Consider the following 18,379-nt stretch of genomic DNA (forward strand, 5'->3'; position numbering starts at 1 on the left):
TGACGCTGATGGCCGTGAGCATGCACGACGTGGCCCGCGCGGCCGGGGTCTCCCAGCGGACGGTTTCCAACGTTGTCAACGACTATGCCTACGTCCGGCCCGAAACCCGTCAGCGCGTGCTCGACGCCATGGCCGAGCTCGGATACGTGCCCAACGCCGCCGCCAGGAGCCTGCGCGCCGGGCGTACGGGGCTGATCGCGCTCGTCGTGCCCGACTTCAGGGCCCGCATCTTCGCCGACCTGGCGGGGCCGGTCGTCCGGGAGGCCGAGGCGCTCGGGTACACGGTGCTGATCGAGCTGACGGAGTCGGAGCGGGAGCGGGAGCTGAAGGTCCTGACGGGCAGCCGCAACCAGCTCACCGACGGCGCGATCATGATGGCGCTGGCGCTGCGGCCGGAGGACGGGCGGCGGCGCCGCCCCGGCTATCCCGTCGTGCTGGTGGGCGACGAGGCGCTGGAGGGGGACGTGCAGCACGTCGCCATCCCCAACCGGGAGGCGTCCAAGGCGGTGGTGCGCCACCTGGCGGCCCGGGGCCGGCGGCGGCTGATGTTGCTTGGCTACAACCCGGCGGAGCACCAGACCGGGCGGATGCGGTGGCGCGGCTTCCTCGAAGGACTGGCGGAGGCCGGGCTGGCGGCACACGAGGAGCTGCTGGTCGAGGCCGGGTGGACCCGCGCGGAGGGGCAGCAGGCGATCGAGGAGCACCTGGACGCCGGGCGGGCGATGCCCGACGCGATCTTCGCGATGAACGACTCCCTCGCCCTCGGCGCGCTGCGGGCGCTGCAGGAACGCGGCGTCCGGGTGCCGGAGGAGGTGGCGCTGGTCGGCTTCGACGACGTCGAGGAGGCCAGGTACTCGACACCGTCGCTGACCTCCGTCTCACCGGACGTCGAGGCGCTGGCCAGGAACGCCGTCGCGATGTTGCACGAGCAGATCAGCGGCAGGTCCGGCGGGCGCGAGCCGCGCATCGTCGTGGACTTCCGGCTGGAGGTGCGCGAGTCCAGCCGGTGAGGCGCGGCCGGAGGGCGTATGGCACGCTTTGCTACGTAGCAAAAGCGCGTTCCCAGCGAAGGGTGTCAGATGCCGAGTTCCGCCGCCCACGACCTTCCCCGACCGGAGTATCCCCGCCCGCAGATGGCCCGCGCGGACTGGCTGAACCTCAACGGGCAGTGGCAGTTCGAGATCGACTCCGCCGACTCCGGCCTGGAGCGCGGCCTGCGCGAGCGCGAGCTCGCCCAGACGATCACCGTGCCCTTCGCGCCCGAGTCCGAGCTGTCCGGCATCGGGCACACCGACTTCATGGAGGCGGTCTGGTACCGCCGTACGGTGACGATCCCGGCGGCCTGGGCGGGCCGCCGTACGCTGCTGCACTTCGGCGCCGCCGACCACGACGCCACGGTGTGGGTGAACGGCGTGGAGGTGGCCCGCCACCGCGGCGGCTTCTCGCCGTTCACGGCGGACCTCGCGGACGTGGCCCGTCCCGGCGAGGACGCCACCATCGTCGTACGCGTCCGCGACCCCCGCCAGGGCCCCCAGGCCAGGGGCAAGCAGTCCACCAGGTACGGCAACTACGAGTGCCTCTACACCCGCACGACCGGGATCTGGCAGACGGTGTGGCTGGAGCCCGTCCCCGACGCGCACTTGCGCCGCCCGCGCATCACGCCGGACGTCGCGACCTCCTCCTTCACCGTCGTCACCCCGCTGTCCGCCAACCGCCCCGGCACCTCGGTCCGCGTGACGGTCTCCGACGGCGACGGCCCCGCCGCCACCGCCACCGCCCGCGCCGACGTGGACCTCGCCCCCTCCCTGCGCCTCCAGCTCCCCGAGGACCGGGTACGCCTCTGGGAGCCGGGCCAGGGCTTCCTGTACGACGTCAGGATCGAGCTGCTCGACGCCGGCGGCGCCGTCACCGACGCCGTGGACAGCTACGCCGGGCTGCGCTCCATCGCCATCGACGGCAAGCGCGTGCTCGTCAACGGCCGCCCCGTCTTCCAGCGGCTCGTGCTCGACCAGGGCTACTACCCGGACGGCCTCATGACCGCTCCCTCCGACGCCGCCCTGCTGCGCGACATCGAGCTGTCGGTGGCCGCCGGCTTCAACGGCGCGCGCCTGCACCAGAAGGTGTTCGAGGAGCGCTTCCTCTACCACGCCGACCGGCTCGGCTACCTGGTGTGGGGCGAGTTCGGCGACTGGGGCGCCTTCGACGGGCGCGAGCAGCACCCCACGGCGTCCTTCGTCACGCAGTGGCTGGAGGTCCTGGAACGCGACTACTCCCACCCGTCGATCATCGGCTGGTGCCCGCTCAACGAGACGACGCAGATGATCAACGACCAGGTCACCCAGCTCGACGACGTCACCCGCGGCCTGTTCCTGGCCACGAAGCTCGCCGACCCCACCCGCCCCGTCATCGACGCCTCCGGCTACAGCCACCGCGTGCCCGAGACCGACGTCTACGACTCGCACAACTACGAGCAGGAGCCCGCCGCGTTCGCCGGGCAGCTCAGCGGCCTGGGCAAGGACCAGCCCTACGTCAACACCGCCGGCGACCGGCCCATCTCCGTGCCGTACCGGGGCCAGCCGTACTTCGTCAGTGAGTACGGCGGCATCTGGTGGAACCCCGAACTGGCCGGCACCGAGCAGGACGCGGCCCGCGTCGGCTCCTGGGGCTACGGCCAGCGGGTGCGCGACGAGGAGGAGTTCCACGCCCGCTTCGCCGGGCTGACCGGCGTGCTGCTGGACGACCCTGACATGTTCGGCTACTGCTACACGCAGCTCACCGACGTCTTCCAGGAGGAGAACGGCATCTACCGCTTCGACCGCACGACCAAGCTCGACGTCGGGCGCGTGCGCGCGGTCCAGTCGCGGCAGGCCGCCTGCGAGCGCTGACTCAGCGGAAGGCCTCGTGCAGCTCGCCGATCGAGGCCATCCCGGTGACGAACCCGAACCGTCCCGCGCGCATCTCCCTGGCCCCGTCCAGGAACGCGCGCAGGGCGAGCCGGGAGAACGCGCCGCCGACGCTGACGCGCCGCACGCCGATCTCCGCGAGCTGCTCCAGCGTGATCCCCGGGTCGGCGAAGCCCATCACGACGTTGACAGGCTTGCCGACGGACGAGACGACGGCGCGCATCTGGTCGAGCGTGCGCAGGCCGGGCGCGTACAGGACGTCCGCGCCCGCCGCCTCGAACGCCTGCAGCCGGCGGATCGTGTCGCCGAGGTCGTCCACGCCGTGCAGCAGGTTCTCCGCCCTGGCGGTCAGCACGAGCGGGACGGGCAGCCCGCGCGCGACCTCGACGGCCGCCCGTACCCGCTCGACGGCCGGCTCGAACGCGTAGATCGGGCTGCGTGGGTCGCCTGTGGCGTCCTCGATGGACGCGCCGGCCGCCCCGTGGGCGCAGGCGTCGGCGACCATCCGGGCGGCTTCCGCGGGGTCGTCGGCGTAGCCGTTCTCCAGGTCGGCGTTGACGGGCAGGCCCGTGGCCTCGCTGATCAGGCGGCAGTTGTCGAGGATGTCCTGCCGGCCGGCGCGGGTGCGGCCGAGCGCGTTGGCCACGCCGAGGCTGGTGGTGGCCAGCGCCTCGAAGCCGAGGCCGGCCAGGAGCCTGGCGGTGCCCGCGTCCCACGGGTTGGGCAGCAGGAGGGGCTCGGGTCGTTCGTGCAGGGCGCGGAAGCGGGACACCCTGGTCAGCTGATCCGTCATGGGCCCACTTTCGGCACCGGCCCATCGATCGGTCAAATGCATAGCCGGGATCTTTTCCATCAGGAATACTGATGAGTCGTGACGCTTGAGGAGCTCGAGACCTTTCTCTGCATCGCCAGGGTGGGCGGGTTCACGGAGGCGTCCAGGAGGCTGAACCGGTCCCAGCCCGCGATCAGCCGCCGCGTCCACGAGCTCGAACGGTCGCTGGGGGCGGCGCTGTTCGAGCGGTCCGGGCGCCGGGTGGCGCTGACCGAGGCGGGCCTGGCGCTGCTGCCGTACGCGGAGGCCGTGCTCGCCTCCGTCCGTGACGCGGAGCGGGCCGTACGCGACGCGTCCGCCGGCGGGAACGCCCGCACGCTCAGCCTGGTGATCGTCGGCACCCTGGCCGACTCGCACATCGTGGACGCGCTGCGCACGTTCGAGTCGCGCTTCCCGCAGGTGGAGGTCGAGCTGCGCACGGCCACCAGCCGCGAGGTGAGCGCCCTCGTCCGCGGTGGCGAGGCGACCATGGGCCTGCGCTACTTCCCCGACCCGGACCCGCGCCTGGAGTCGATCCCCCTCGGCGCGGAGCGGCTCCTGGTCGTGCTGCCCGCCTCCCACCCCGTCACCGCCGCCCGCCTGCCCGACCTGCGCGCCTTCGAGGGCGAGCGCTGGCTGAGCTTCCCGCCCGAGCGTGGCCGCTCCGACTCCTACGGCCACCTCCTCGAACGCCTGCTGGCCGCGTCCGGGCTCACCGAGCCCTCGATCACCCGCATCGACAGCCTCACCGCGCAACGGCGGCTGGTGGAGGCCGGCTTCGGCCTTGCGCTCATGCCCACCAGCAGCGTCAGGGAGGAGCTGCGCCTGGGCAGCCTGCGGGCGATCGAGGTCGAGAGCCTGGACGCCGGCCTGCCGGTGGTCGCGGTCCTGCGGCGGCGCGGCTACCGCGGCACTCTCGCCGGGTCCTTCCTGGACGTGCTGAAGGACCACACCCCCGAGCTGCTCACCTGGTGACGCGGACGTCGTCGAAGTCGGCCGCCGCCCTGCCGGTGATGAGCTGGACGGAGCCAGGGCCGGTGATCGGGCTCGGATCGGTCACCGTGACGCGCGGCGCGGGGTCGTCGCCGACGAAGGCGCGGATCTGCGCCCCGCGCAGCTCGACCCGCAGCGTCGCCGGGCCCGTGACCGCCGGTCCGGTGCCGGTGGCGAGCACGCCCGTGCCGGCCCGGTGGACGTCCACGGAGCCGTTGGGCCGCAGGTAGACGAGGTACCCCGACTGCGTGTACGCGTCGCCGGGGGCGGCCGTGCGCACCTGGACACCGGCGAACGCGGTCGAGGTCGCCACCGTGCGGAAGTCGATGCGGGTCTCGACCGTGCCGTCGGCGATCGTCAGGCCGTTGACGTAGGTCCGCCGGCCCGTACGGGTCGTGTCCTCCTGGCGGTAGACGCCGCCGGTGACGCTCCAGGTCCCGTCCACGGCGGTCCACGCCTGCGACGGCGAGGAGAAGCCGTCCCGGAAGACGACGCCCTGGGCGTCCGGCACGATGACCAGCGGGAGGGTGTCGAGCTCGACCGTTCCGGAGGTGCGGACCGTGCGGACGGTGAGCGGGCAGGGGCCGGGCAGCGTCGTCTCCCGCACGGTGACCCGCGCCGTGCCGGTGGTGGTGACGTCGCCGGCCAGGCAGGGGCCCGACACCGTCGCCTCGCGGATGCTCCGCCCCGACAGCTGCACGTCGAGCCCGGTGCCCGCCACCGCCTCGGCCGCGCTCAGGGAGGCGGTGACGAGGTTCCTGCCCACGTCGGAGCGGGCCGCGGCGGAGACCAGGCGGGCGGCGTCGCGCCGGGCCAGCACGTCCTCGCGGGCCAGCGCCGCGGTGGTCCTGGTGACGTGGGTGACGAAGGCGTGGTGGCTGTCCCACTGCTCGCCGGCGCGCAGCCGGTCGGCGACCGTGCAGCCGGTGCCGTCGCCGGAGTTGGCGACGCCGGTGTCGTGGTCGCCGATGAAGACGCTCGCCCGCTCGTCCGACCCGACGCACGCGTCGTCCACGATCCGGAGGTCGTACGCCAGCGTGCCCGTGGCCCTGAGGTCGAGCACCTGGAGGGTGCGCTTCCCGCCCGCGACCGGGAACGACGACGGCCACAGGACCGCCGACCCGGCGCCGGACCAGCGGATCTCCACGCTGCGGCCGTCGCGGCTGACCACCACGCCGCTGACATCCTGGGCCTCGGAGCGGGATCCCACCGCGACGGGCCCGCCCCCGATCCACTGGAGCGTGTCACCCTTGTCCAGCACGAGCGGGATGCGCTCGAAGAACGGCGCGGCGCCGCCCTCGACCCGCACCCGCAGCCGGTCGCCCAGCGTCACCGACTTGGTGCCGCCCGCCGCCGCGTACCGGATCTCCAGGTCGTCGAGGTCGCCCCCGGCTGCCGGGTCCACGGGAGCGCCGTCGCGGAAGAACGCGGGCACGGGCTGGTCGTAGGAGTCGAAGTGCGGGCCGTCCGCCGCCGTCCAGCCGGTGCCCCACGAGAGCTCCGCGTCCACCGGCCGGGTGCGCGGCGCGCCGATCTGGGGCGCGTTCTGCCCCTGGACGACCACGCCGAGCTCCGGGTCGTAGAGGTAGCCGAGGCCGAAGCGCTGGTTGTCCCAGAAGCCGTACTGGGTGTCGACGTGCCTGCCGAAGCCCAGGCCGACGACGTACGAGGGCCGCTTGGCGAAGACGAACCGCTGCCCGGTGGCCGCGTCCGCGCGGTACTCGGTGTACGGCGCCCCGGCGTAGGGGCGCAGCGTCCCGATGGCGGCCCGGCGGTCGGCGGCGGCCGGGTGGTACTCCTCGCCCAGCGCCACGTCCCTGATGACCGAGGGGTCGAGGTAGGCCCACGTCGGGGCGATGAGCGGCGCGACCGACGTCTGCCAGCCCGCCCGCGCGAAGGCGGCGTGGCGCTCCTCGGTCTCCTCCCGGGTGGCCGAGTAGGCGCGGGCCTGCGGGATCACCGCGCCCCAGAGGTTGTTGGAGCCGATCGGGAGCTCGTCGGCGTAGTTCCAGCCGCGGTGCCGCGAGTCGCTGGCGGTGTTGATGAAGTAGCCGTCGAGCCCCTGGTCGTAGAGCAGGTTGTACTGGGCCCAGTCCAGGTAGCGCGCCTGCATCCGGTCGATCACCGGCCGGGTGGCGGGGTCGGCCCAGCCGGCGAGATCCTCGGACTCGACTTCGAGGCTGTAGCGGTGGGCCACCGTCCCGTCGCGGAAGAACCCGGCCTCGCCCTGCGAGACCTGCTCGTGCTCGGCCAGCCGCTGCTCGAACCGGGCGCGTAACCGCGCGTCGCCGAAGCGGGCGAGCAGGCGGGAGATGCCGACCAGCCCGCCGGCGACCTGGTTGGCGAACTGCGCGCCGCGCGGCCCCCACACCTCCGCGTCCTCCAGGAACCACGTGCTCGCCGCCCTCATGGCCGCGGTCAGCTCCGCGACCAGGGCGGGATCGAGGGTGCCGTCGGCGTCGAGGAGCTCCAGCATGATCGCGTACAGCTCGAGCGCGAACCCCGTGGCGGCCCGCGAATGCAGGTCGCCCGAGCCCTGCGGGAACGAGCCGTCGGCGTTCTGGGTGCCGAGCATGAACCGCAGCGCCGCTTCCAGCCGGGCCCGCAGGGCCGGATCCCGGTGGTACGGGTTCCACGGGCGGTCGGCGGTGTAGAAGTAGGCGAGCGTGAGGACGTTCTCCATGACGCGGGCGTCGTTCGGCCCCTGCCCGGCGCGCCAGCAGCCGCAGGTGATGAACCCGTGGTTCGTGGCGCTGTCGTCGTTGACGCTGTTGGCCAGCCGGGCCAGGTTGCCCAGGTAGGGCGCGATCTGCTGCTCCAGGCCGGTGAAGTCGGCGAGGTCGATCGTGGCCGGGTCGAGGGCGGCCACTTCGGGCAGCGGGGCCGGTCGCGGGGAGGCCGCCGCCGCGGTGGCGGGGGTCAGCGCCAGCGCCGCGGTCACGGCCACCGCAACGATCCGTTTCGAGCTCATGGGGGTGCCTCCAGGGGGTGCGAGCACCGTCGTGACCTGGGCCGATGCGGCCGATGTGCTCGTGAATCGATTCACGACGATGCGCGGAGCCTACGAGCGGCGTCGCGGCCGTGTCAACAGTGCGTCACCCGGGCAGCGAGGTCTCGCGGACCACGAGCTCGGGCTCGAACCGGCCCAGCATGTCGCGCTCGGACTCGATGCCCAGCAGGATGCGTACGGCACTGGCGCCCAGGGCCGCCGACGGGTGGCGAATGGTCGTCAGCGGCACGATGGCGAAGTCGGCGAACTCTATGTCGTCGTACCCGACCAGCGACAGATCATCGGGCACCCGGATCCCGCCCATGATCAGCCCGTGCAGCAGGCCCAGCGCGAGCAGGTCGTTGCCCGCCACGATGCCGTCGGGGGAGCCGTCGGCCGGGCGCCGCAGCAGCGTCCGCGCGACCGCCTCGCCGACCTTCGCGGTCTGCACCTGGACCCGGATGATCTCCAGCGAGGCGGGTTCCCCGAACTCCTCGACCGCCCGCTTGGCCCCCGCCAGCCGCAGGTCGACGTGGGGGTGCGGGCCGCCGATGAAGATCAGCCGCCGCCGCCCCTGGGCGAGCAGGTGCGTGGCCGCCAGATGGCCGCCGCGCTCGTTGTCGCCGGAGATCGCCGGATAGCTGTGCGGCCCTGTGGCCGTGCCGACCAGGACGAACGGCGTGCCCCTGCGGCCCAGCCCGAGCAGCTCCTCGGGCACGTCGCCGACCGGGGCCGCGAGGATCCCGCTCACCTGCTGGGACTCGAAGAAGCCGAGGTAGGCCCGCTCGCGCTCCGGGCTCTCGTCGCTGTTGGCCACGAGGATGAAGCGGCCGTGCGCGGCGGCCTCCGCCTCGGCGCCCGCCGCGAGCTCGGCGTAGACGGGGTTGCCGATGTTGGAGACCAGCAGCCCCAGCGCCAGGCTGTGCCCCACGCGCAGCCGGCGCGCCGCCTCGTTGCCGACGTAGCCCAGCTCGTCGGCGGCCTCGATGACGCGGCGCCGCAGGTCGGGCGAGACCCGGCCGGGCTGGGTGAAGGTGTAGGAGACCGTCGCCCGCGAGACCCCGGCGCGGGCCGCCACGTCGGCGACCGTGGGGGCGGAGACCTCGGCCTTCGACTGCTTCTGCGCCGGTCCAGAGGCCATCGGGCTCCTCACACCTGTCGTCGGGTCCGGGATGTCGGCCCTCAGCCTAGCGGATCCGTGAATGGATTCACGAAGGCCGCGGGAGGGCCCGCGATCTCGTTGACATCGCTCCGATCGCCCGCGTAATGTGCCCGCAACGTCGTGAATCGATTCACGACCTGTGGGCTCCATGACGAGGCCGCGATCATCCCGCCTCCGTCCAGCAGACCACGTGCATCCATGGTCACCCCCGAGAGGAGTCACACGTGGCTGCCACTCATGCGCCGGCGACATCGCCCGGCGTCCGCGAACCCACCCGGCAGGCCCCCGCCAGGCGCCGCCGGGTCGGGGTCCGCGCGCCCTGGTGGTTCGTCGTGCCCGCCATCTCGATCTACCTCTTCATCGTCGTCGTCCCCAGCGCCAACGGCGCGCTGTTCTCCTTCACCGACTGGAACGGCCTGCGCGCCGACTGGTCCTTCGTCGGCCTGGACAACTTCACCTCCGTCTTCTCCGACCGCACGGCCCTCGACGCCCTGGTCAACACCCTCACCCTGGCGGCGGCCGCCACGGTCGTGCAGAACGTCGCCGGCCTGCTCCTCGCGCTCGGCGTGAACAGCATGGTCAAGAGCCGCTACGTGCTGCGGGTGATCTTCTTCGCGCCCGTCGTCCTCACCCCGCTGGTCGCCGGGTACGTCTGGAGCTTCCTGCTGTCGCCCAACGGCGTCGTGAACGACGCCCTGCGCGCCGCCGGCCTGGGCGCGCTGGCCCACGACTGGCTCGGCGACCCCGACACGGCCCTGTACGCGATCGTCCTGGAGATCGTCTGGCAGTTCTCCGGCTACTCCATGGTGATCTACCTGGCAGGGCTGCAGGCGATCCCGGCCGAGGTGCTGGAGGCGGCCACCATCGACGGGGCGGGCCCGTGGAGCAAGTTCCGCCGCGTCGTGCTGCCGCTGCTCAACGGCGCGGTCGTGATCAACGTGATGCTCTGCCTCATCGGCGGGCTCAAGCAGTTCGACCAGGTCATGGCCATGACCGGCGGCGGGCCCGGCACGGCGACGGAGACGATCTCGACGGCCATCTACAAGAGCGCGTTCTCGCTCGGCGACTTCCCGTTCTCGATCGCGCTGGCCGTCGTCATGACCGTGGTCATCGCGGTCCTGGCCGGGGTCCAGTTCCGCCTGACGCAGAGGAGGAGCAGCTGATGCACGCGCGATACACCTGGCGCACGCTGGCGCGCGAGGTGGGCCTGATCCTGCTCGCGCTGGCCTTCCTCGTGCCGCTGGCCGGCCTGCTCAACGTCTCGCTCAAGCCGCGGGACAGCCAGAGCGGGGCGCTGGCCTTCGCGTTCCCGCCCACGCTGGACAACTACGTCCAGGCCTGGAACCAGGCGAGCCTCGGTGCGGCGCTGGCCAACAGCTTCCTCATCACGGCTGTCAGCGTCGTCCTGATCATCGCCTTCGCCTCGACGGCCGCCTACCCGCTGGCCCGCGTCACCAGGGGCTGGTCCCGGTACACCTTCTACTTCGTCATCGGCGGCCTGCTCGTGCCCGGCCAGCTCGCCCTGCTCCCGCTCTACGCCACCATGCGCGACTTCGGCCTGCTCGGCTCGCTCTGGTCGGTCATCCTGATCAACGTCGGGCAGCAGATCCCGTTCTCGGTCTTCCTCTACACGATGTTCCTGCGCGAGCTGCCGCTCGACTACGAGGAGGCCGCGCTGCTCGACGGCTGCGGGCCGCTGCGCTCGTTCGTCTCGGTGGTCTTCCCGCTGCTGCGCCCGGTCACCGGCACGGTCGTGATCCTGAACGCCGTCGGCATCTGGAACGAGTTCTTCACGCCGCTGCTGTATCTCGGCGGCAGCGGCAACACCACGGCGCCGGTCGCGATCTACGGGTTCGTCAGCCAGTACGTCTCGCAGTGGCCCCTCATCTTCGCCGGCCTCGTGATCAGCGTCATCCCCATCCTCGTCGTCTACTTCGCGCTGCAGAAACACATCATCAAGGGCTTCGCCGGCGGCCTCAAAGGCTGACCCCCACCCCCCATTGGAGTTCCGCATGAAGATCGTCAGAACGCTCGCCTCCGCCTGCTGCCTCGCGGTCGCGGCAGGCGCCTGCTCGACCTCGGGCGGCCAGAACACCGCCACCTCCGGCGAGCAGGTCCTCACCCTCGCCGCCGCCGGGCAGGGCCCGGCCCGGGCCGCCGTCGAGGCGTTCGAGAAGGCCAATCCGGGCGTCACCGTCAGGACCACGTTCACCGAGGACGACGCCTCCTACCAGCAGCAGCTCCGCACCCAGCTCTCCTCGGGCACGGCCCCCGACGTGTTCCGCATGTGGCCGGGCGGCGGCAACACCATGGCCGTACGCGACCTCGGCGCCGACGGCATGCTGATGGACCTGTCGGGCGAGAGCTGGGCGAGCGGCCTGAGCGCCGACCTCAAGGCCGTCACCAGCGACCCCGCGGGCAAGGTGGTGGCCGTCCCCGTGACGATCGGCGCCATCGGAGCTGTGTGGAACGACCAGGCGCTGGCCAGGACCGGCCTGAGCAAGCCCACGACCTGGCCGGAGGTGCTCGCGTTCTGCGAGGACGCCAAGGCCAAGGGGGTCGTGGCGTTCGCGCTCGGGCTCAAGTCGGCGTGGGTCGCCCAGCTCGTGCCGTACGCGCTGACCGCCTCCCTCGTCTACGGCCCGAACCCGCGGTTCACCCAGCAGCAGAAGGACGGCCAGGCCAGCTTCGCCAAGTCGGAGTGGAAGCGGGCGATGGAGCAGTACCTGCAACTGCGCGACTCCGGCTGCTTCAACGACAGTCCCAACGGCGTCGGCTACGACGAGCAGATGCAGCTCCTCGGCCAGGGCAAGGCGCTGGGCGCCGTGCACGTGCTGTCCGCCGTGCAGTCGGCGCTGAACTCCGCGCCGCAGGGCACCACGTTCTCGATGACCCCGTTCCCGGCCACCGACAGCGCCGAGGCCACCTACCTGCCGGTGTCGGTCGGCATCGTGTACGGCGTCAACGCCAAGGCCAAGAACCCGGCACTGGCCAGGAAGTTCATGCAGTTCCTCGCCTCCCCGGAAGGCCAGGCGCTGTACGCCACGGAGTCCGGCAGCAGCCCGGCGCTGTCCAGCCCGGCCTTCCAGCCGGACGCGCTCCAGCGGCCGGTGCTCGAAGCCGTCGAGAACGGGAGGTCCACCCTCTACCCGGACCAGGGCTGGCCGGGCCCGAAGGTGCAGCAGGAGCACCTGACCTCGATCCAGGAGCTGTTCAACGGGACGACCGACGTGCCGACCCTGCTCGGCCGCATGGACCAGGCGTTCGAGGAGGCCAAGTGAACCTGGAAGCCTGCCTCTGGATCACCCCCAAGATCTTCGACGATCTGGGCGATCCGGCTCCGGGGGTGGCGGCCTTCTTCGACCACCACGCCGGCTGGCTCGCCGACCGGCCCGTCACGATCGTGTTCTGCGCAGGCAACGGCGACCACGTGCTCAACTACGCCGGCCGCGACGCCTGGGACCACCGCTTCGACTGGGCTCGCTACAACTGCTTCGCGGCGGCCCCCGGCGGGCCGGCCGCCGCCGCGAGGGCGCACAACCGCGACTGGCTGGCCCGGGTGCGCGACGGCGGCGAGCGCTCGTTCAACCCGTACTCGGCCGGGCCCATGTTCGTGCTGTCCGAGCAGCCGATGGACTACCGGACGCTGGCCGGCGTCTACGCGGCCGTGCGTGCCGAGGCGGAGCGGCGCGGCCTGCGGGTGAGCCTGCTGGAGTACCTGGAGCCGGGCCCCGAGTTCTGCCGCAGCGAGTGGAAGACGGAGCGGCACCCGGAGGTGGCGGCCGGCACCGCCGACGCCGGCGGGCACCTCGTGCCGGGCGTCATCGACGTGACCGCGCCGCTCGCGGCCGATACCCGCCCGTACGCCGCCTACCCCGGCGGCATCGAGGGCGGGCTGCCGGCCGGGGACTTCGTGGCCGCGCAGACGGCCGCGTTCACGGCCGACTTCGGGCTGGACGGGATCCTGCTCGGCAACCAGTTCGGCCTGGTCGGGTTCTGGCATCCGGACAACGCGCCGCCGCTCACGCCGGAGCGGTCGGCCGGGATCGAGCGGTTCTTCCTGCGGCTGCGGGAGGCCATGGGGGACCGGCTCGTCTACTGGATGGACACGTACTGGCGGGCGGAGGTGGAGCGGGCGGCCTGGGGCATGACCGACGCCGCCTACCGCTCGCTCGACGCGATCCTGGTCAGCACGTTCGCCGTGCTCGTCGAGCGCACCGAGATCGTGCCGAACCTGCTGAGCAAGGCCGCGCTCGGCGGGCCGCGGCCGCTGCTCGGGCTCGACTTCGTGGATCCGTGGTACTGGTACCGGACCTATCTGGACGACCGGCGTACCTATCTCTACCAGCGGGAGGTGCTGGCGGCGCACGCCGGGTCCGTGGCCGGGGTGTCCTTCTTCGCGAACGACACCTTCGGCCAGTTCGTACCGGAGACCGAGCTGGCGGTCACCCTCGAAGCGGTCAGGAAGGCGGACGTTCAGGAGGGGCGGCCGTCCTGCGGGGGCGAGAACTGGCCGTAGCGCACGTCGCGCGTCTGGTCGCCCAGGTACGGCTGCCCCGCCTGCGGCCCGTGACCGTAGTTCGAGCCGTTGTACCCGTACGGCTGGTAGGACGGCGGGACCGGAGGAGAGACCTGGGCCTGGCCCGACGGAAGGGGGTGCTGCTGCCACGGCGGCGACGGCACCGCGCCGTACGGGGCGTGGGCGGCGGCGGCGCGGCGCCGGCGCCGGCCGAGCACCTTAGCCAGCACCACGGCGAGCACGATCACGAGCAGCGCGCCGGCCCCGATCAGCACCCACATGAGGATCGGCCTGGGCGACTCGTCCTTGCCCGCCGAGATCGCCGCCTGCGTGTCGCTGATGTACTTGGCCACGTACGGGTGGTTCGGGAAGAGCGCCTGCACCTCGCGGAACTTGGGCAGCGCGTCCTCGTAGTAGTTGCGGAAGTAGTCGTTGACCGCCTCGTTGTACCGGGTGGTGGTCACGCCCTGGGCGGGCTTGACGTTCTTCTCGCCGAGCTTCTCCTTGATGATGCTCACCGGCAGCACGAAGCTCTCGCTCTCCGAGGCCTCGCCGCCCGCGCTCACCGTGCCGGCGATCAGCATGCCGATGACCTTGCCGTCCTTGCTGAACACCGGGCCGCCGGAGTTGCCCTGGTAGGACGGCGCCTGGGTCTGGATGTACGGCACGCCGGTCTGGGTGGTGCGCTTGGCGTTGTACGGCCCCTCGGTCAGAGCGGGCTCCAGCTTCGACTCCAGGCTGAAGAACGGCGTGTTCGTCACCAGGCCGGGGAAGCCGCTGATGTACAGCGTGTCGCCGGTGCGCACGTCGGCGTCGTCGCCGAGCGGGACGGTCGGCAGGTTCTGCTGGCCGTTGACCTTGAGCAGCGCGAAGTCCTTGCCGGGGTAGCTCTCGCCCACCGAGACCAGCTCCGCCGGGGTCGCCTTGGCGGTCTTGTCCACGCCGCCGCCCGGCAGGCTCTGCAGCACCGACAGGCTCTGCTGCAGGTTGCGGATCTTCATGTGGCCGGTGTTGAACGTGACGTAGATCTGCTGCGCGAGCTTGAGGATCTCCTCGTCGGCCTCGATGCCCTGCAGCCCGGCGATGATCTCCTTGGCGTCCTGCTCGTTGAACTTGGCCAGCGCCTGCTGCGCGAACAGCTGGCTGAGCTCGGTCTCGCCGACCTGGACGCAGTGGGCCCCGGTCACCATGTACCCGTCGGGCGTCACCCACCAGCCGGTGCACAGGCCGCCGACCTCGGCCTCGACCGTACGCTCCGGGGTGGTCTCCGTGAGGTAGGTGTCGACGTCGGCGGCGATCCGCTGGAAGAGCCACTTGGCGATGCTGCGCTCGTCCGAGGAGATCTTGCCCGCCTGCACGGCGTCGACGGCCTGCTGGGTCAGCGCGTTGAACGTGGTCTCGTTGATCGTGCTGGTCGGGACGGCGACCGTGCCGGTATAGGTGAAGCTCGTCAGCTGGACGGCGGGCTGCGTACGTGCTGCCAGCCAGGTGCCGACGGACACGTCCGGCCGCTCGTCTGGCGCGCCGTCGGCCGCCGCGGGGGCGGCGGGCAGTGCCACAACCGCGACGGCCGCCGCGACCGCGGCGATCTTCGTCAACCTTTTCCTGAAATATCCGCTCACGAATGGAGATGGTGAGGGGATGCTCTTGTCCATGGCTTGGAGCCGACTGGGAAATCCCGCGGCCCAGTTCGAGCAAGAAAGTTTGGTGCTCCAGTTGGCCCCCACTGGAGCGCCCTCAGGCTAGCGGCGGCCTGTCCGGTTTGTCTAGGTTTATGTTCTGGTGGCTAATTCAGCGCGCCGATCTCCTCGTCCGGCAATGCCCGCTCCCAGACCGCCACGTCGGCGACCGCGCCCGGCCAGAAGTCCACGGGCCCGGCGTACGTGGCGCGCCCCAGGTAGAAGGGGCCGGAGGCGGGGCGTACCGGGTTGGTCAGCGTCCTGATGCCTTCCAGACGGCCGTTGACGTAGATCCGGATCTCGCCGGCCTCCCGGTCGTGGACCCCCGCGACCCGCGTCCAGGTCCTGAGCTCGGCGGCGGTGGCGGCCACGGCCCGTTCCGCGTCGACGCTGCCCGTCTCGTGCACCGAGAACGCCCAGTACGAACCCGCTCCCGGGCAGAAGCGGTCCGGCTTCCCCGCCGCGGTGCAGCGCATGTTCTGGAGGGTGTAGGAGAAGACGTCGTCGGTCGAGTCCTGGCTCAGCACCGCCGCGAAGTCGGACGCCGCCGGGAGCCGGTCGATGCGGGCCATGGCCGCGACGGTGAAGCTGCGCGCCGGATCGACGGCCGCCGGCCCCTCGGTGGCGGCGTACCCCTTGACGCCGTCGAACAGCAGCGCGTTCCGACCCGGCGCGGGCGGGCGGGTGTCCCAGCCGGCGCCGGCGTGCAGCAGCAGCTTCGCCTCGCCCGCGGAGTCGGCGGCCTGCGTGCCCGACCCCTCGCCGAGCGGCCAGTGGTTGCGCCGCCCCGCCGGGTCCGCCGGGTCCTTCGTGCCGGGCTCCGCGTTCTCCGAGGCGGCGGCGCCGGTGCGTTCGGAAGCGGCGGGGCCGGTGTGCTGGGAAGCGGCGGGGCCGGTGTGCTGGGAAGCGGCGGGGCCGGTGTGCCGGGAGGCGGCGGGTTCGCCGTCGCCCGAGGAGGTGTAGCGCAGGATCGCGACCGAGCAGGCCGTGAGGACGACCAGCGCGGCGGAGACCGCGCCGACCAGCAGGCCCGTGCGCTTCCTCGCCGGTTCCGTGGGCGCCTGCCAGGACTCCGGCTCCACCACGGTGCCGTGGCCGATCAGCGACTGCAGCACCTGGATGGCGGCCGGCCGCTCGGCCGGGTCCTTGGCCAGGCAGCGCGCGAGCACGTCACGCAGCGGGGCGGGCACGCCGTCCAGGTTCGGCGACGCGTTCAGGATGCGGTGGGCCACCGCGGCGAAGGGGCCCTGGCCGAAGGGCGGCCTGCCGGTCGCGGCGAAGACCATCGTCGCGGCCCAGGCGAACACGTCCGTGTACGCGCCGGCGGGCTGCTCGTGCAGCTGCTCGGGAGCCATGTACGGCGGCGTCCCCAGCATGGAGCTCGTCGGATGCGCGCCGGACTCCAGGGCGCGGGCGATGCCGAAGTCCACCACGCGCGGCCCGTCCGGCCCGATCAGCACGTTGGCCGGCTTGAAGTCCCGGTGCACCACCTTCGCGCCGTGGATGGCGGCCAGCGCGGTGATGGTGTGGGTGGCCAGCCGTTCCAGCGCGTTGCCGGTGAACACGCCGTTGCGCTCCACCGCCGCCTGCAGGGACAGGCCGGGCACGTACTCGCTGACGATGTACGGCCGCTCGGCCAGGACGTCGGCGTCCAGGATCGCGGCGGTGTGGGCCTGGGGGACGCTGCGCGCTGCGTCCACCTCCCGCGCGAAGCGGGCGCGGGCCTGCGGGGCCGGCAGCCCGCTCTCCCTGAGCACCTTGACGGCGACCGGCCTGCCGCCGGGGTCGCGCCCGAGGTAGACGACGCCCTGCCCGCCGGCGCCGAGACGCCCCTGGATGGCGTACCGGGAGATCTGCCGGGGGTCCTCGCGGGTGAGGGGCAGGATTTCGGCTTCTTCGATCATGGCGCCTTACTCGGTCGCGGTACGGGGTCGGCTTGCCATTTCGCCCCCATCTTCCCGAACTGTGCCCTGCGATGGGGCGGTTTTGGCGCGGGAGATCAGTTCGTGGGCCGCGTTTACTAACCAGCTGGTAGGTTTTGCGTCGACTCTGATGATGGTGAAGGGACGGCGGGGCATGGGGATCGCGTTTCCGGAGGGCTTCCTGTGGGGTGCGGCGAGCAGCGCGCACCAGATCGAGGGCAACAACGTCGCCAGCGACCTGTGGGGGCTGGAGAGCCGGCTGCCCGAGCGCAGCGGCGACGCCTGCGACAGCTACCACCGCTGGCCCGAGGACCTCGACCTGGTGCGGGACCTCGGCCTGAGCGCTTACCGGTTCGGCATCGAGTGGGCGCGGATCGAGCCGGTCGAGGGCGAGGTGTCGCGGGCCCACCTCGCGCACTACCGCCGCATGGTGGAAGGCTGCCTGGAGCGCGGGCTCACCCCCGTGGTGACGCTGCACCACTTCACCAGCCCGCTGTGGTTCCAGCGGGAGGGCGGGTGGCGGTCCGGCACGGCGGTCGAGCGGTTCCGCAGGTACGTGCGGACGGTGCTGCCCATCCTGGACGGCGTCTCCTGGGTATGCACGATCAACGAGCCCAACATGCTCGCGATGATGGCCGAGGCCATGCGGAACGGGCACCACGAGGGCGGCGTGGCCGGCGCCATGGCGGCCCCTGACCAGGCGATGGCCGACACCCTGACCGACGCGCACCGGGCCGCCCGCGAGGAACTGGGCACGGCCGGCCTGAGGTCGGGCTGGACGATCGCCAACCAGAACTTCCAGGCCGAGGACGGCGCGCAGGCCGAGCGGGACGCGTGGGCCTGGCCCAGGGAGGACCGGTTCCTGGACGCCGCCTCGGGCGACGACTTCGTGGGGGTGCAGGCGTACACGCGGGTGCGGATCGGCCGCGACGGCGCGCTGCCCGTCCCCGACGGCGCCCGGCGCACGCTCACCGGGTGGGAGTTCTACCCCGGCGCGCTCGGCGACGCCGTACGGCACACGGCACGGCGGTTGCCCGGCGTGCCGATCCTGGTGACGGAGAACGGCGTGGCCACGGGGGACGACGCCGAGCGCGTGGAGTACACGCGGGCGGCGCTGGCCGGGCTGCACGCGGCCATGGCCGATGGGGCCGACGTGCGCGGCTATTTGCACTGGTCGTTGCTGGACAACTACGAGTGGGGGTCGTGGGCGCCGACCTTCGGGCTGGTGTCGGTGGACCGGGAGACGTTCGCCCGCGACGCCAAGCCCAGCGCCCGCTGGCTGGGCGACGTCGCCCGCGCCAACGCCCTGTAACCCGGGCGCGGGCGGCGCGCCCCGGCGTCCTGGGGAAGCGGCGTGGAGGCACGTCCTCCGCGCCCGTCGGCGCGGGGCGCGCGCTTCCC

Annotated in this window: 13 protein-coding genes; 8 read left to right on the forward strand and 5 right to left on the reverse strand. The window is 72.4% G+C overall.

All coding sequences use genetic code 11. The features are described from left to right. Window positions 1-20 precede the first annotated feature (20 nt). A complete protein-coding gene (locus tag HD593_RS02730) occupies window positions 21-1,010 on the forward strand; it encodes a LacI family DNA-binding transcriptional regulator (RefSeq protein WP_246547472.1) in 990 nt (329 codons plus the stop codon). Window positions 1,011-1,079: 69 nt separating this feature from the next. Further along, window positions 1,080-2,885: a glycoside hydrolase family 2 protein gene (locus tag HD593_RS02735; protein ID WP_185100554.1), complete on the forward strand. Its 1,806-nt coding sequence runs from the start codon at window positions 1,080-1,082 to the stop codon at window positions 2,883-2,885. A gap of 1 nt (window position 2,886) precedes the next feature. On the opposite strand, the gene HD593_RS02740 is transcribed toward HD593_RS02735, so the two are convergent. After that, window positions 2,887-3,696, reverse strand: a complete 810-nt coding sequence (locus HD593_RS02740; protein ID WP_185100555.1) for an isocitrate lyase/PEP mutase family protein — start codon at window positions 3,694-3,696, stop codon at window positions 2,887-2,889. Between the two features lie 78 nt (window positions 3,697-3,774). On the opposite strand from HD593_RS02740, the gene HD593_RS02745 reads away from it, so the two are divergent. After that, window positions 3,775-4,689, forward strand: coding sequence for a LysR family transcriptional regulator (locus HD593_RS02745; RefSeq protein WP_185100556.1), 915 nt, complete (start codon window positions 3,775-3,777; stop codon window positions 4,687-4,689). Here the strand turns inward: HD593_RS02745 and HD593_RS02750 are convergent. Then, window positions 4,679-7,678, reverse strand: a complete 3,000-nt coding sequence (locus HD593_RS02750; RefSeq protein WP_185100557.1) for a hypothetical protein — start codon at window positions 7,676-7,678, stop codon at window positions 4,679-4,681. The genes HD593_RS02745 and HD593_RS02750 overlap by 11 nt on opposite strands. Before the next feature lie 124 nt (window positions 7,679-7,802). Then, window positions 7,803-8,837: a LacI family DNA-binding transcriptional regulator gene (locus HD593_RS02755; RefSeq protein WP_185100558.1), complete on the reverse strand. Its 1,035-nt coding sequence runs from the start codon at window positions 8,835-8,837 to the stop codon at window positions 7,803-7,805. Between the two features lie 245 nt (window positions 8,838-9,082). On the opposite strand from HD593_RS02755, the gene HD593_RS61030 reads away from it, so the two are divergent. Genes HD593_RS61030 through HD593_RS02775 form a run of 4 tightly spaced genes read left to right on the forward strand, consistent with a single transcriptional unit; the run spans window position 9,083 to window position 13,377 of the window. Continuing rightward, on the forward strand, window positions 9,083-10,021 hold the full coding sequence (locus HD593_RS61030; protein ID WP_185100559.1) for a carbohydrate ABC transporter permease: 939 nt from the start codon (window positions 9,083-9,085) through the stop codon (window positions 10,019-10,021). Beyond that, complete coding sequence (locus tag HD593_RS02765; RefSeq protein ID WP_185100560.1) at window positions 10,021-10,845, forward strand: carbohydrate ABC transporter permease; 825 nt, start codon at window positions 10,021-10,023, stop codon at window positions 10,843-10,845. The genes HD593_RS61030 and HD593_RS02765 overlap by 1 nt, the downstream gene beginning before the upstream one ends. Before the next feature lie 25 nt (window positions 10,846-10,870). Further along, on the forward strand, window positions 10,871-12,139 hold the full coding sequence (locus HD593_RS02770) for an ABC transporter substrate-binding protein (protein WP_185100561.1): 1,269 nt from the start codon (window positions 10,871-10,873) through the stop codon (window positions 12,137-12,139). Next, window positions 12,136-13,377 carry a hypothetical protein gene (locus HD593_RS02775; RefSeq protein WP_185100562.1) on the forward strand — a complete coding sequence of 414 codons (1,242 nt, stop codon included), beginning with the start codon at window positions 12,136-12,138 and terminating at the stop codon, window positions 13,375-13,377. The genes HD593_RS02770 and HD593_RS02775 overlap by 4 nt, the downstream gene beginning before the upstream one ends. Here the strand turns inward: HD593_RS02775 and HD593_RS02780 are convergent. Both HD593_RS02780 and HD593_RS02785 read right to left on the reverse strand, forming a co-directional pair. Next, window positions 13,335-14,975 (reverse strand): S1 family peptidase, encoded by a 1,641-nt coding sequence (locus HD593_RS02780; protein WP_246546200.1) that lies wholly within the window; start codon window positions 14,973-14,975, stop codon window positions 13,335-13,337. The genes HD593_RS02775 and HD593_RS02780 overlap by 43 nt on opposite strands. A 188-nt stretch (window positions 14,976-15,163) precedes the next feature. Beyond that, window positions 15,164-16,960, reverse strand: coding sequence for a protein kinase domain-containing protein (locus HD593_RS02785; protein WP_185100564.1), 1,797 nt, complete (start codon window positions 16,958-16,960; stop codon window positions 15,164-15,166). 172 nt (window positions 16,961-17,132) lie between these two features. Here HD593_RS02785 and HD593_RS02790 point away from each other — a divergent pair, with 172 nt between their 5' ends. After that, on the forward strand, window positions 17,133-18,290 hold the full coding sequence (locus tag HD593_RS02790; RefSeq protein WP_221524586.1) for a glycoside hydrolase family 1 protein: 1,158 nt from the start codon (window positions 17,133-17,135) through the stop codon (window positions 18,288-18,290). Window positions 18,291-18,379 lie beyond the last annotated feature (89 nt).

The sequence above is a fragment of the Nonomuraea rubra genome, assembly GCF_014207985.1.
Taxonomy (GTDB): Bacteria; Actinomycetota; Actinomycetes; order Streptosporangiales; family Streptosporangiaceae; genus Nonomuraea; species Nonomuraea rubra.

Excerpts from the sequence above, each read along its gene's own strand:
- HD593_RS02730 (WP_246547472.1), top strand. The coding sequence starts at position 21 with ATGCACGACGTGGCCCGCGCGGCCGGGGTCTCCCAGCGGACGGTTTCC.
- HD593_RS02735 (WP_185100554.1), top strand. The coding sequence starts at position 1,080 with ATGCCGAGTTCCGCCGCCCACGACCTTCCCCGACCGGAGTATCCCCGC.
- HD593_RS02740 (WP_185100555.1), bottom strand. The coding sequence starts at position 3,696 with ATGACGGATCAGCTGACCAGGGTGTCCCGCTTCCGCGCCCTGCACGAA.
- HD593_RS02750 (WP_185100557.1), bottom strand. The coding sequence starts at position 7,678 with ATGAGCTCGAAACGGATCGTTGCGGTGGCCGTGACCGCGGCGCTGGCG.
- HD593_RS02755 (WP_185100558.1), bottom strand. The coding sequence starts at position 8,837 with ATGGCCTCTGGACCGGCGCAGAAGCAGTCGAAGGCCGAGGTCTCCGCC.
- HD593_RS02765 (WP_185100560.1), top strand. The coding sequence starts at position 10,021 with ATGCACGCGCGATACACCTGGCGCACGCTGGCGCGCGAGGTGGGCCTG.
- HD593_RS02770 (WP_185100561.1), top strand. The coding sequence starts at position 10,871 with ATGAAGATCGTCAGAACGCTCGCCTCCGCCTGCTGCCTCGCGGTCGCG.
- HD593_RS02785 (WP_185100564.1), bottom strand. The coding sequence starts at position 16,960 with ATGATCGAAGAAGCCGAAATCCTGCCCCTCACCCGCGAGGACCCCCGG.
- HD593_RS02790 (WP_221524586.1), top strand. The coding sequence starts at position 17,133 with ATGGGGATCGCGTTTCCGGAGGGCTTCCTGTGGGGTGCGGCGAGCAGC.